The sequence below is a fragment of the Psychrobacillus mangrovi genome (assembly GCF_037104765.1).
GTDB classification, from domain to species: Bacteria; Bacillota; Bacilli; order Bacillales_A; family Planococcaceae; genus Psychrobacillus; species Psychrobacillus mangrovi.
In genome coordinates this window covers 83679-97806 of the sequence record NZ_JBAWSY010000009.1, presented here as the reverse complement: position 1 = coordinate 97806, position 14128 = coordinate 83679, and the positions used below count along the sequence as shown (strand labels likewise).

The following is a 14128-nucleotide window of genomic DNA, read 5'->3' as shown; positions in this document are numbered from 1 at the left end:
AAAGTTTGGGTATTAGAGTGGATATGAATATTTGGAGGTTCTCACATGAAAATACATAATGGATCACTTTATTGGCCTTCTACAACAGAACTATTTGAACCAAGCGCTAATTTTGACAAACTTGAACTTTATGATGTGGTCATTGTTGGTGGAGGAATGTCTGGTTGTTTAACAGCTTTAGCAATGGTAGAATCCGGGCTTTCAGTTGCTATACTAGACAAAAGAAAATTTGGAACTGGAAGTACTAGTGCAAACACAGGCCTACTTCAATATTCAAATGATATAATGCTCCATGAACTTATTGAACAAATTGGCGAAGAGGATGCAGTTCAATTTTATAAGCTCTGTTATCAAGCATTATCTGAACTTGAAAAAATAGTTAATGAATTACATATAGATTGTGATTTTATACGTAGACCTAGTATTTGTTACGCAAGTGATGAAAATGATGTAGAAAAAATAAAAGCTGAATATACAACTTTACAGAAATATGGTTTTCCAAGTGATTATTTTGGACCTAATGAAATGCGCGAGAAATTAACTTTTTCTAAACCTGGCGCATTAATAACGTTTGAAGATGCTGAAATAAACCCATTAAAATTTGTCCAAGGTTTACTACAAAGATTAGAGGAAATGGGAGTGCATTTATTTCCATATATAGAAGTAGAAGATGTCTTTGAAATAGATGATCAGCTAGAAATAAGAACTTCAGGACAATCATTTTTAGCGAAAAATATAGTTTTCACTACTGGATATGAAACGGTTCCTATTGGAAAGCGCATTGGCGCTGACATAAATCGTTCCTATGTATTTGTTAGTAATCCAATCAACAACTTCGATGATTGGTACAAACAGGCACTTATTTGGGAAACAAAACGACCTTACTTATATGTACGCTCAACGATAGATAATAGATTAATTGTCGGTGGCCTAGATGAAGATCAACCAGATGCCCCCCATTCACAAGAATTAATTCAACAACGTGCGGAGAATTTATTGGAAAAGGCCGAGGAGCTGTTTCCTCAATATAATATTGAAATTGACTTTGCATATGCAGCAAGCTTTGGAGAATCCATCGATAATCTTCCTTTCATTGGGGAACATCCTACGAAGGATAAACACTATTACTTGTTAGGTTACGGTGGAAATGGAACAGTTTATAGTATGCTTGGATCTCAGATACTTAAAGATTTAGTTATAGGCAAACCAAATGAGGATGCAGAGATTGTACAATTGAAAAGAAAATGTGGAGTGAAATGAAAAACGAAGGGAGATGATTCCCTTCGTTTTTTATGAATTAATGTTCATAACGTCCACAATATCTCGCATATGCATACTCTGAAAATTATACTTCTCTCTTAAAAGATCTACATGTTTTAAAATTTCTTCTAAAAGTTGCAGATTTTCTTCTATATTCTTTCCAAAGTTATGTGGGTGCCACCATAAATGATATAACTCATTAGACTTGGCTGCTTTTGTCAATCCATTTTTGATACGCCGCAAACGTAATTCCTCTACAACTTTTAATCGTTTACTGAATGGCCTTAAAAACCTACTAGATTTTATATTTATCAGAGGGTCTGTTTGTATATTTGCAACTGAATACGTATGATGCCCTGTCAAATTCACATATGCATCAGCTAATCGAAGCAAACGTTTAGTTTTCGAATTTGTTTTACTAGTATAAGGTGCATAAATCCAACTATCCTCATTACCTCTAAAAGCTGTAATTCCATATTTTTTACTCATGTTTAAATATTCCATATTCGTTTGATTTCGTGGAAAAACTAAGGATGAAGTGTTTTCATTAAGGCTAACAACCTCTTTCAGGTCAGCCTCAAATTGTTCAATATGTTGACCTTCTTCTAAACAATAATAATGGGAAAATGTATGAGTGCCGATTTCTTGATTGGGGATTGTTTTAATAATATCAATTAAAGATGTACCAAAATGATAGGGATCATGAGTTTCATTTTCTCCTACGTTTGCGAGATTATTTTTAGGAGAAAATGATTCATTTACATAGGTAATATTTAGCTGCTCTAACCTTTCTAACAGTTCCTTTTTGTTTTTGCAATATAACATACCCACGATAGCCCAAGTTGCATGAATATCATACTTTAAAAAAAGCTGTAGAATCCGAGGGATAGCCTGTCTAGCCCCAAGTATATTTTCACCATATTCCTCAAGAGTAAATACATCATGTACGCCCCAGTTTAATTCAAAGTCGAGTGAAATAACAAGTGCTCCCAGTACTTCATCCTTTCCTCATCTTAATCGTTCTTACCCATAAGACCAGCTTACCTACTAATGAATTTGCTTCATAACCAGAGTATACTGGGGTGATTTCCCCACCAAATTCCATCTTAAAGCTACGAATGTTTTCATTCGCTGTAAGTCCACCCATATCGTAAATTGTAAGATTTAAATCTTTGAAATATAAAATATTACGCCAAAGTAAATATCGACTAGCCAAACTTAATAGTCTTTTCTCTTCCTTTTTTTCCTTCAATCGAAAATGCGAAGCCGAATATAGAGAAAATACCGTGTCGCCATCTGAAATATATACTCGGTAACATAAGATTTCATTTTCTTCATTTAAAAGCTGAGTAATAACAAGAGCATTCTTGTCTTTTAACTTACTCATCGTATTTACATGAAAGGAATTACAAGAGTACGTGTTTGTAAATTTTGCAAAATGATTATAAAACTTCTGAAAAGCACGAATATCAGCAATCGTTGGTTTATCAATCACTAATATATGAAAGTTATGTCGGGAAGCTTTATTAATTTGTTTTCTATTCGTTCGATGTAATTTCTGAAGCAATTCTTCTTCACTCTTCGTTAAATCAATATGAACCGTTTCGAATTGCTGTAGGTTTTTATTGTGGACTAATGAATGAGTGAAACCTCCAATATCCATTAATTGTTCATTTAAAATTGGCTCTTTCAAAAAATAATAAGTATTCATTTTAATATTTAGAAACTTTCTTTCTAAAAGTATAATATAGGCACCTTCTCTTTTATATTACTTCTTCTTTTATTACTTTTTTAATTCCAAATATTCTTGAATAAGTGATCCTCTCTGTTAATTTAAATCCAAATTTTTTCATTGTTTTAACACTTTTTTTATCACGCTTGTTTACATGCACAAATATATGTTTAGGACGGTAGTTTGCTTGGACAAATAAAATGATTTTCTCTAAGTGTTCATTCTCCCAGTCCCTAATATAAACGCTTCTTTTCTTGAGGTTTGATACCACATCAATATCATCTATACGTATTACATTTTCATTGACCCAAAATGCTTTATTCGGATCTGTAGAGTAGTAACCAGTATATCCGTTATAAATTTTTTGCAATATTTCTTTTCGATTATTCTTCATATTAAGAGCTGTTTCAGTTGTTACTTTTTCAAAGTGACTTTTCATATTTATTTCATTTACATCTAGTTTAGCAATAATATATTGTTTTCGCTCATATAGGTAAGGCAGTAACTTTTTTTTCCAAATAATTTTTCTAAAATTAAATTTTTGCTTATTTCGGATATAATACTTCAATTTACCAATATAATTTCTTCTGAAAATCACAAGCGAATAATATTTTCTTAGCTTAGAAATAATCGTTTCTTTTGCAAATAAAAAATTTCGATAGGTTTTAGCTCTAAAAGTATTTGTAGAAAAAATTGTTTTTCTTGTGTAATCAAGATCAGTATTCCACTCAAATTTATAAGGTTCATATCCTATGCTCATATCTAATTTATGAAATCCATCATCTATATTTCTTTTAATCTTCTCTTTAACTAGAATCCTACCAGGGCCATAAACATCAAAGTCGGAATCATGTCCTAATACATATCCCAAATATCTTCCACGGCAAGAAAAACCATACGTAAAAGAAATAATTTTATTTTCCAATGTTAATGTTGTAAGTCGAACACCCAATTTCCCATGATTCTGTTCTGCTAAATATTGAAAGAAAGCTTTTTTTCTATCACTTGAAAATCCGCTTGTATCATTCTTCTTTTCCCATCTTTTTTGATGCACTTTAAATATTTGGTTCATCTGTATTGCGGGAGAGATTTGCAGACGAACTTCTCCAAGTAAACGTAATCTTTTTTCCCTTCTATCTAAACCATGCAACTTTTGACGCGATTTCATATATTCTTCATAGGAAAGTTTTTGTAAATCAATATAAGGCGTTACAATTCGATAATATTGCTCTTTCATATTTCTACCTTTCAAATAATTGGATAGTTGAAATGGTGTATCTACGCTTTCTAATAACCCATGTAAATAAAATACTACACTCTTCTTCTTTTTAATTATTGCATCAAAAACATACATAATGACCCGATCAACGTCTCTTTTTCTTGCAATAATATCCATATAATTAGCATCACCTAGAGCTAGAAAATGAAGAATATAACCAAACCAAGTTTTTTCCAATTGAAACGGGAAAAATGCTATTATACGGTTATGCTCTTTTACTGCATATATTTCTACTTCTTCATTTTCACCTAAAAACTGCCACCAATTATAAACAAATTCATATTCTATAAATGGGTTCGTATTTTGATTTGCTTCTAAAATAGCCGACCATTCTTTCTCATAAACACTCAAATGTTTATACGATTTAATAAGAATGAGCTCCAAATAATCATCCGTTCTAGTTAGGTTTTTTAAAAAAAGAGTAATATTGAATAGTTTCTTTTAGTCCTTCCACAAAACTATATGTTGGCCTCCATGCAAGATTAATTTTCGCTTTTTCATTCGAAAGGACGCTTCTTTCTATCTCTCCATCTCGTAACGATTCATAAATTGGTTGCGTCTGAACTCCAGTAAGTTCCGATAATTCTTCATACACTTCTTGAATGGATATTTCTGTAGAAGAGCTAATATTAAAAACACCTGTTTTATCAGACATTAATGATTGTATACAAGCTACTGCAACATCTTTCACATAAATAAAATCTCGTGTTTGATTGCCATCAAAAATAACAGGATCTTCCCCCTCTAAAAGACGATTGAGAATACTCGTTACTACTCCACTTGCTTGCATAGGTCCATACACATTTGAGAAACGTAATATACAGCTTTTTAAACCAAATAAATTTTCATATAACTGAACATATTTTTCTGCTGAAAGCTTTGATAATGCATAAAAAGAAAGCGTAGCAAGCTTACTCTCCTCTTTAACTGGTAGTATACTTGGATTACCATAGACTGCTGCGGTAGATGCGAAAATACATTTTTTCACTTCAAACTGTTTACATAATCGAAGAATATTAAGAGTCCCAACCAAATTTGCATGGCAGTCTTCCATCGGATTAACCATCGAATTTAATACAGATGATTGAGCAGCTAAATGAATAACATATTCTGGACTTTCAATTCGAAAAACCGCTTCTAACTCACTACTTGTAATATCCATCTTGTAAAATGGAACATTTTCAACCAAATTACCTTCGTTGCCTGTAGATAAGTTATCTAAAGCAATTACTGAATAATTTTCTAGTAATAGTGCTCTTACAACATAAGAACCAATAAACCCCGCCGCTCCTGTTACTAATACCTTCAACCATTCTCCCCCAATTTAAGTAGATTAAGATATGTAGAAATTGTCTTTTCATACATTTTTTCAAAAGTAAAACTTGCTTCATATATTTCTCTACTCTTTTCTCCCATATTTTTTCGAAGTAATTCATTTTCTATTAATATGGAAAGAAGTTCAGATAAGTTATTACGAATTAAAAACCCATTTTCTGTATCTCTGACGGCTTCTTTTACTCCTCCAACATTGGATGCAATAATGGGAAGACCGTGTACCATTGCTTCTAAAATGCTTAATGGTAGTCCTTCCCAAGCAGAAGTAAGCACGAAAAGATCCGCATCACTTAATAGATCAGAAACATTCGAATGACTCCCAAGAAAAGTGACTTTATTACCTAAATAGTTTTCTTGAACAAATTGTGCAGATGCTCTTTTTAAACTCCCATCTCCCACAAAAATCATTTGCCATTTTAGATTTTTAATTTGCAAGAGTGCCTCTAAAAGCTCTAATTGTTGTTTTGGTTTTTCAAAACGAGCAACCATCAAAATTTTCATGACTTCTCTGTTCCCTTTTTCTGATGGTGTATTTTTTAAATCCATTACCCCATTGTGAACAGTAATTATTTTTTCGGATGGAAGCACTTGATTACGAAGTGCTAAGTTTCGATCATGATCACATACCGTGATTACTTTGGTGGAAATTTTCCCTACCCATTTCTCGACGGTTCTATAAAAATGTTGCTGTTTTTTCTCCACTCCTTCAGTGAATGACCAGCCATGTGCTGTAAATACAGAAGGAATTCGAAGTGACCAGCAGGCAATTCTACCGATAATCCCAGCTTTAGAAGAGTGAATTGCTACAAGATTTGGTTTTGTAAGCTTTAATTTTTTCCTAATTTCTAAAAAAGCAAGGAAGTCTTTTACTACATTAATTTTTCGGATTAAAAATTTGCTATGATTATAAGTAATAGTATCTACTATTAAATCATTCGCGACTATTTCATTTCCACCATAAATAATCGTCACGGAATGCCCTTCCAGAGCTAGTTGTTTGGACAAATCCCGTACATGCACTTGGGCCCCGCCAATTTCATTCATATGTGTGATTAGCTGAACTATTTTCATCAATTATCCCTCATTTTCTCTTATGGAAACCTGCTAAAAAAGTAACCAAAATGTTGTTAATGAATGATATATACATAATACAGTTAAATGCTAGCCTGATAATTTAGGAAAATAATACGAGATTAAGCTAATGTTTTATTTCCATCAAGGCTAGTTAAAGATTTACTTAAAGATAATCAAATCAATAGAAAACCTAACCAATCGTTTTCAATGTATACGTGGATACTTAAAATTAGTCAAAAGTACATAGAATCCATGTGCACACTAAAAACATTCGTCATTATAAATGAACTAACTCTAAAGAGTAAAAATAATAGAATTGCAATCTTTGTTGTAATCATATATTTGCTAACCTTCTTTTCATTACAAACCATGCAAAAAAACCATGAATAAAGTAACCTAAAGAGCTTATGAGTGTAATGCAAATCATTGCAGCATAGGGAGAAGAAAAATAAAAATAAGCTATCAAAATGGACCCTCCAATAAAGAGAAGTCGAATACATTCACTTATAATTTGAAATGTTAATGCTTCGAAAATAATAAAATTACCACTAATTGGATTAATGATAATTTTCATTAAATACAAAATCGCAAGAATCTGTAAATACACACCTGAATCTTTCCAAACTTCTCCGAATACAAGTTCAATAACAAATGGAATCGTAATGCTAGCGGCAATCATTGCAAAGGCACCCATGATTAGCATTTTCTTCACAATCTCCCAAAAGAACGATTCGATTTCCTTTATAGAAGTCCTCGCGTAAATCGCAGCCTGAGAAATATAAACTTGAGATGCAGAAAATCCAATTAATCCTTCTGGAATATTTCCTATCCGTTGTGCGAGAAAAACGAGACCTGCTGTCGTGGGATCAAAATGAAATGCTAAAAAAAATGTTGGTAATTGACTTCCAAAGCTATTGATTAAAGCGGCCCAGTTTGACAACAAAGGAAACGACTTATATCTGCTCGTTACTTGTTTCATTAAAGGCAAATTAACTACTTGTCGAGTAGGGAAATGGATTTTAAATTGTTTCATATAGGAAATGGATCCAGCGATTCTTCCCACTACTTCTCCAACTAATAACCCAATTAGGCCAAATTGAAATACCCCCAATAAGAGTTGAACTGAAAGTTGACCACCATTCATCGCAATTTTCGCTTTAGATATCACTCCAAAAGATTCCACTCGAATAGCCCATGCATTAAAAACTTGATATAAACCAATGCCAAATAAACTAAACGAAACTAAAAAAATATATTTTTCCTGAAAAGGGATTAATAACGTAACGATGAATGTTAATGTACTAATAATCACTACAACTGCTATTGAAAGAATCGCTAATTGATGTGCATCTTTGTCTTTTTTTGGTAATGGGATTGCCGTCTCCAAACGGAGAGATGCAATAATGGATAGCGTAAACAATACAGAAAGAAAAACAGACAAATGTCCAAACTCTTCTGGTGTATATAATCGAGTAAGTATTGGTGTTGTTATTACAATAAGTACATTCGAAAACGCAGAACCCATCATTAATACAGACAGACTCTTAATAAATTTATTAGACAATATTTTTTTCTTCCAACCTAGTAGCCTTGCCATACTATTACGAGATTCCTAATATTTTAAATAGATGAATTTTCGTCAACTTAGGACTAAATTTTCTTTCTAAATACTTATATTTTTGTTTTAATCCGCTTTTTGTAAATGCTAATAAAAGATAATCCAACATAGTTACATACAAACGCACTTCCATTCCAGGTAAAAACTTAATCGGACTAGAACGTTGCTGAAATTGAATGTTCATATCTTCTACTTTGCCATTAATCACAGAAGTAATATTGATGTTTTTTCCATCTAAATGATTTAAAATTGCAGTATTATGCGTTATTCTATTTGCAGTTGCATCTTTAGCTAGAAATAATGTCTGTTCCTCTAATCCAGGTAAAATCTGATTTTGAATTTCAACAAGCAATTACCCTCTCTCCTTCAGTAACTATTAGTAGATTCTTCTCGGTAATTTTTGATTTATGATTGTCTCTACTATATTTGCTTGTACTTTTGGAAATACTCTAGACTTTCCCTTGTCTCATCCAATTGTTATATCTATAAATCTTTGGGCATCTGATAAGTTACTTTCACTTAATGGTTAAAAGGTGTAATGAGCTAAGAAGCCCACTTACCTCTTATACTAAATGGTATACATTCAATTAAGATTTTGACGAGTTATTCTTTTTATCTCTCTAAACGATTTCTTACTAACAATATGTTCACCATATACTTTTGAAAAAACGAGTACTAACGGAAACCAACCCACTATTCGCAATCGAGCGGCTGCTCCGATATTATCATTAAATATGCCAATTAACATAAACCATATAACACTATTAATTATCAGAAAATAATCATATTTACTTAGCATCCATCGTAATTTATAAATTTTATAGGAAATAAAAAAAAGAAGAAGAGACTCTGTAAAAAATAGAATCATTGAGCTGATACCCGTGAACTGCCATGGAAAAGGTCCTAACGCGTTACTAAAAATACTATAAAGATAGTTTGTGTAAAACAAAAAAACATTTGTTTGATCCAATGATATATACATTTGGCTCCCACCTGCATACAATTCTATATTAACAGCGCGATATTCGAGGATATCTTCTATTGACAAGTTAATAATTGGGAACTTAAATGATTTTAAGAATGTATACATAATAGTAAAAACAAAAAAAACATAAACAAATATTTTCTTACCATTTTTCAAAGGTTGTTTTCTTTCAAATAGAAGAAAGTAAATGACTGCACTAGCCAAAAAGCTTAGTAAAGCATATTCACGATATCCAACTAGCAACAATAAAGAAAGTAACAAAATTATAGTATTTATAACTTTCAGGTAAAACTCTCTTGATTGTAATATCTTTAACAACATTAAGATTGATAACAAATAGTAAAAAATGATCCAACAATCTCGTATAATGGATCCATTAGAATTCATCAAGTAACTTGGATAATAAGAAAGAATTGCCACGAAAATTATTCCAGCAGTTAGATTTCTATTAGCCATCTGTAATAGAAAAAGACTCTTTAATCCTACAAATAAAATTAGTATATTACCAATAAAGTTAAAGGCCCTAAGCACAAATACATCATCTGTTTGAAATAGATTTAATATCCCCCCAAGAACTACTGCATGGATAGAGGTTAGGTCAGCAGGACGACCATATGCAATATTTAATGCTTGTTCATAATAAAATCTATCGTCTCCTCCCTTGAATAATGGGATTGCAAGCCCTTCATATCCTAAACTCATGCTATATATATAGATAAATGAAGTTAGAAAAAAAAATATTAGACAGTTAAATACAATACAAAAGGAGAATAGATTTTTGATCTTCAATATATAGTTCTCCTTCTTTTTCTTTTAGCTTCCAAGGTAATTTTGAACACTTTTCGGATAAATTTTGGAATCATAAAACAATACTATTAAGGTCTTAATCATTCTGTATGTCCATAATACTCGTAATAGTAATGACTCTTTTCAAGCTTAAAGTTATTAAGAATAGTCCCAATAATATTTGCATTCGAGGCTTGAAGTGCTTCCTTAGCTTTTACAACATTACCTTTATCCGTTGCCCCTGAGCTAATGACAAGAATAGTGCCATCACATTTATTGGATAGAATTTGTGCATCTGCAACCGATAGGACTGGAGGAGCATCGAAGATAACAATGTCATATTTTGATTTCATTTCTTCAATAAATAAGTCCATTGAAGTCGAGCCAAGGAGTTCAGCAGGATTTGAAGGTATTGGTCCGCATGTAATTAGACTTAATCCTACGATTCCAGAATTTTTAACAATATATTCAAATTTCCATTGACTCATAAGTCGGTTTGTTAACCCTGGGGATATTAATGTATTAAATGTGTAATGGATAGTCGGTTTCCTCAAATCTGCATCAACGAGAAGCACCTTCTTACCTTCTTGTGCAAAAGAAATGGCAACGTTTGCTGCTACCGTTGACTTGCCCTCTCCCATAGAAGCCGAAGTGAATATAAGTGTACCCATTTCCTTACCCTTCATCGCGAAATTAATATTCGCACGGAGAGTTCGAAATTGTTCCGAAACGATTGATTTGGGATCAGTGATTGTTACAAGTTTCCGTACAGCTGGTATCCGCTTTTTCTTTTTAAACATCCTTCTATCTCCTCGACCTTCTACTGCTTTTGCGTTCCTCTTTTATTTTCGATTCTTTTGTTATTTCCGATACCTTTGTTATTTTCGATTCCTCTTTTATTTTCGATTCTTTTGTTATTTCCGATTCCTTTGTTATTTTCGATTCCTTTGTTATTTTCGATTCCTTTGTTATTTTCGGTTCCTCTGTTATTTTCGATTCCTTTGTTATTTTCAGTTCCTCAGTTATTCTCGATTCTTTTAGAGGAATTGGGCTAATGAGACCAAGAATTGGTAACTCTAATAATTCATCAACATCCTGCTCTGTTTTTACTGTGGTATCTAAATATTCAATTAGGAATGTAATTCCGACTCCTAGCATTAATCCAATAATAGCTGCAATTGCCATATTGAGAATTGGATTGGGGAAAACAGGATTTATATTCTTTGTATTGATTGCAGGTGATAAGATGTTCACATTATCGACGTTCATTAGTGTTCTAATTTCTTCTTGAAACACTTCTGCGGTCATATTGGCTATATCTACAGCTTTTTTCATTTCTGGATCTTGAACTGTCACGTTAATTACTTGGGAGTTTTGTTCACTGCTCACTTTAATTTTTTTATTTAGTAATTCTGGAGTGGTACTTAAATCTAGATTATCGACTACTTTTGATAAAATAACTGGGCTTTTAATAATGACATAATATGTGTTGATCAGTTGAAGATTCGTTTCTATATCCAGAGTGTTAAATTGATTTTGCTCTATTTCCTTTTGATTAATTAGAATTTGAGTTGAAGCTTCGTAAATCGGAGTTAGAAAGAAGTAGCTAACTACCCCAGTAATCGTCACTGCTAAAACGAATGTACTGATAATGAGCACAAGCCGTTTCTTCATTATTTTGAATAATTCTTGTAGACTAATCGTTTCTTCCATAAGAGTCGAGCCCTCCTTTTGTTACTCAATTCGATAGCATCCGCCTCTATTTTATTAATCATGTATTTTTTTGGAAGCTAATGGGTAACATTGGTTGAAATTCAGTACCTAATATGACATGTTTTGCATTTTCACTAAAATAAGTTACTTGATTTTCAGTAAACTTTTTTTGTACATATTGATACGCATCATTCAATAAAAAAGGCCGCTTTACATGATGATGTGCATCTGAAGATATAAAGTGAGCTAAATTATGTTTTATTAAATCTATTGTGTATTTTTTCAAATTTCTACCGTGCTCACCGAGCAAAGTAGAAGCAGTTATTTGTACTAGAGATCCTTTATTCACCAAATCATAAACTTTTTGCTTGTCTTTTCTTAGTACAGTATTTCTTTCCGGATGCACAATGATTGGGGTATATCCCCTCAACAGTATTTTATAAAGAGTTTCAAAAGTTGAAACAGGAAAATGATTTCTAGGTAGTTCTATTAATAAATATTTTCCACTATTAGCTAGTGTTAATAGATCATTCTCTAAATCTTCAACAATGCTATTGTAAAAATAAACTTCTTGCCCTGAAAAGATTTCCACCGGGATATCCTTTTTAGAAAGCTCCTTGTTTAAATTGTTTACTGCCTCTTTTACTATTGAAGAAGAGTTTATATATTTTCCATTATTATGATGAGGAGTAGCAATAATATGTGTTATTCCATTATCAACTGCATTTGTAGCTAGTAAAATTGCCTCTTCAATGGACTTTGGCCCATCATCTAGTCCAGGTAAAATATGATTATGAATATCTACAAGCAATTGATTTCGCTCCTTCAGTAATAATTATGCGATCCAAATTATTAAAATTTCTTTGATATAATTCTTTCTACTATTTAACTCACTTTGTAGAGATTCTACTCTTACGAATGATCAGTATGCTCCCTTTCCAGTAATTACAAGTACTACCGTCTGAATAATAATTTTCAAATCTAGCAGAAATGAGTAATTCTCTACATAGTACAAATCATGCGCTATTTTTTCCCCATGTGTAATAGAAGATCTTCCATGAACTTGTGCGTACCCCGTAATTCCAGGCCTTACTTGTAAACGCTTCTTTTGCTCTTCGGAATAATGATTCGTAATTTCGATTATTTCTGGTCTAGGTCCAACCAAGCTCATATCTCCTTTTAACACATTCCATAATTGAGGAATTTCATCTATGCTATATTTCCGGTATATTTTCCCAACCCTTGTAACATTCAAATGTCTTGGCTTTGCAAAAGAAAAGTCATTAGGAACCCCCCCTTGCCAGTTATATTGGTGACTATTGGACTCCAATGTACTTGATTCCATCGTTCGAAACTTCCAAATTGTAAAAGGTACATTGTGCAAACCAGTACGAATTTGCACAAAAAAAATAGGTTTTCCGGATAGTATGAAAAGTATAATAGCGAATAAAAAAATTAATGGCATGAAGATTAATAGAAGAGAGGAACTACCTACTACATCTGCTATCCTTTTGCCAATACGGTGATACAAGTAATGCTTAGAAGTCCTCAACATCATATCTTTACACGCTCCAAATCACTATCTTCTTGATATTCGTAAAATGCGAGCTACTAAATATATTATTCTTATCTGCTTAAATAGAACTAATTAAAAAAACATAGAAAAGTTGTTATAAAAAAAGCTGTCCAAGGTTATCGCATTAGAATTGCTCGTAAATACAGTTTTCAGATTATAGGACTATATTTGACCCCCTTCGTTTATCATAATTATTTCCGATATATTCTGGTCTTCCACACTAGTTTATGCAGTAGAAGAAAGCCCATTTGGACACTCTCAGACAGTTGACAATTTTCTCCTGCGATGAATTTGAGTCGAAGGGCCTAGCTTCTAGGACAATCTATAGGTCAGAGAACTAAGTGGGTAAGCAATATGCTAGTGTATTGTGGCTGTTCAATTTTATTAGGAGGCAAAATAATTGATGGGTACGCCAGTAGGATTATTTCCGCTAGCTGTAACTGGAATGGATGTGGTGGAATTACTTAAAGGGGCGAAACAAGCAACGATTGATTTAATGCGTCCAATTTAAAAGGCAAACTCTGCATACGATTGTGCATTGTCTAGATTTTTGTTTGAGAAAAAAGGTTATTCATAAAAAATAATCGTGTCGTTTGAGCAGTCACTTCGCAACTTCTTCGAATGGTTGAAACAATTATTTGGAGAAAGTGAAGGAAAGGTCAGGAAAGGGATCTTTCCTGCATCTTTTACTTTCACGACAGACCTTCTAGGCTTCTTCTGTATTTTTCCCAAAAAGCGTGTGCAATGAGTGCATATTTGTCGTAAACCTT

At 32.5% G+C, this 14128-nt stretch carries 13 protein-coding genes; 1 reads left to right on the top strand and 12 read right to left on the bottom strand.

Going from position 1 to position 14128, the window contains the following annotated elements; all coding sequences use genetic code 11:
- The first annotated feature begins 45 nt into the window (after positions 1-45).
- Entirely contained in the window at positions 46-1260 is a 1215-nt protein-coding gene (locus tag WAX74_RS13010; RefSeq protein WP_336498103.1) for an NAD(P)/FAD-dependent oxidoreductase, read from the top strand.
- A 30-nt stretch (positions 1261-1290) separates the two neighbouring features.
- On the opposite strand, the gene WAX74_RS13005 is transcribed toward WAX74_RS13010, so the two are convergent.
- The 12 genes from WAX74_RS13005 to WAX74_RS12950 form a co-directional block, all read right to left on the bottom strand.
- The gene (locus WAX74_RS13005; protein WP_336498102.1) at positions 1291-2091 is read right to left on the bottom strand and encodes a polysaccharide deacetylase family protein; all 801 of its coding nucleotides are present in this window, start codon (positions 2089-2091) and stop codon (positions 1291-1293) included.
- A 166-nt stretch (positions 2092-2257) separates the two neighbouring features.
- On the bottom strand, positions 2258-2971 hold the full coding sequence (locus WAX74_RS13000; RefSeq protein ID WP_336498101.1) for a hypothetical protein: 714 nt from the start codon (positions 2969-2971) through the stop codon (positions 2258-2260).
- 52 nt (positions 2972-3023) lie between these two features.
- Positions 3024-4622: a GNAT family N-acetyltransferase gene (locus tag WAX74_RS12995; protein WP_336498100.1), complete on the bottom strand. Its 1599-nt coding sequence runs from the start codon at positions 4620-4622 to the stop codon at positions 3024-3026.
- Between the two features lie 46 nt (positions 4623-4668).
- The gene (locus tag WAX74_RS12990; protein WP_336498099.1) at positions 4669-5580 is read right to left on the bottom strand and encodes an NAD-dependent epimerase/dehydratase family protein; all 912 of its coding nucleotides are present in this window, start codon (positions 5578-5580) and stop codon (positions 4669-4671) included.
- Positions 5577-6677 carry a glycosyltransferase family 4 protein gene (locus WAX74_RS12985; protein ID WP_336498098.1) on the bottom strand — a complete coding sequence of 367 codons (1101 nt, stop codon included), beginning with the start codon at positions 6675-6677 and terminating at the stop codon, positions 5577-5579. Before WAX74_RS12985 ends, WAX74_RS12990 begins: the two co-directional genes overlap by 4 nt.
- A 337-nt stretch (positions 6678-7014) precedes the next feature.
- A complete protein-coding gene (locus tag WAX74_RS12980) occupies positions 7015-8244 on the bottom strand; it encodes a lipopolysaccharide biosynthesis protein (RefSeq protein WP_336498097.1) in 1230 nt (409 codons plus the stop codon).
- 37 nt (positions 8245-8281) lie between these two features.
- Positions 8282-8650 (bottom strand): hypothetical protein, encoded by a 369-nt coding sequence (locus tag WAX74_RS12975; RefSeq protein WP_336498096.1) that lies wholly within the window; start codon positions 8648-8650, stop codon positions 8282-8284.
- Positions 8651-8881: 231 nt separating this feature from the next.
- Positions 8882-10072, bottom strand: a complete 1191-nt coding sequence (locus tag WAX74_RS12970) for a hypothetical protein (RefSeq protein ID WP_336498095.1) — start codon at positions 10070-10072, stop codon at positions 8882-8884.
- 98 nt (positions 10073-10170) lie between these two features.
- Positions 10171-10869 (bottom strand): CpsD/CapB family tyrosine-protein kinase, encoded by a 699-nt coding sequence (locus tag WAX74_RS12965; RefSeq protein WP_336498094.1) that lies wholly within the window; start codon positions 10867-10869, stop codon positions 10171-10173.
- Between the two features lie 4 nt (positions 10870-10873).
- Positions 10874-11782, bottom strand: a complete 909-nt coding sequence (locus tag WAX74_RS12960) for a YveK family protein (RefSeq protein WP_336498093.1) — start codon at positions 11780-11782, stop codon at positions 10874-10876.
- Positions 11783-11840: 58 nt separating this feature from the next.
- Positions 11841-12593, bottom strand: coding sequence for a tyrosine-protein phosphatase (locus WAX74_RS12955; protein WP_336498092.1), 753 nt, complete (start codon positions 12591-12593; stop codon positions 11841-11843).
- 111 nt (positions 12594-12704) lie between these two features.
- Positions 12705-13337, bottom strand: coding sequence for a sugar transferase (locus tag WAX74_RS12950; protein WP_336498134.1), 633 nt, complete (start codon positions 13335-13337; stop codon positions 12705-12707).
- Positions 13338-14128: the final 791 nt, after the last annotated feature.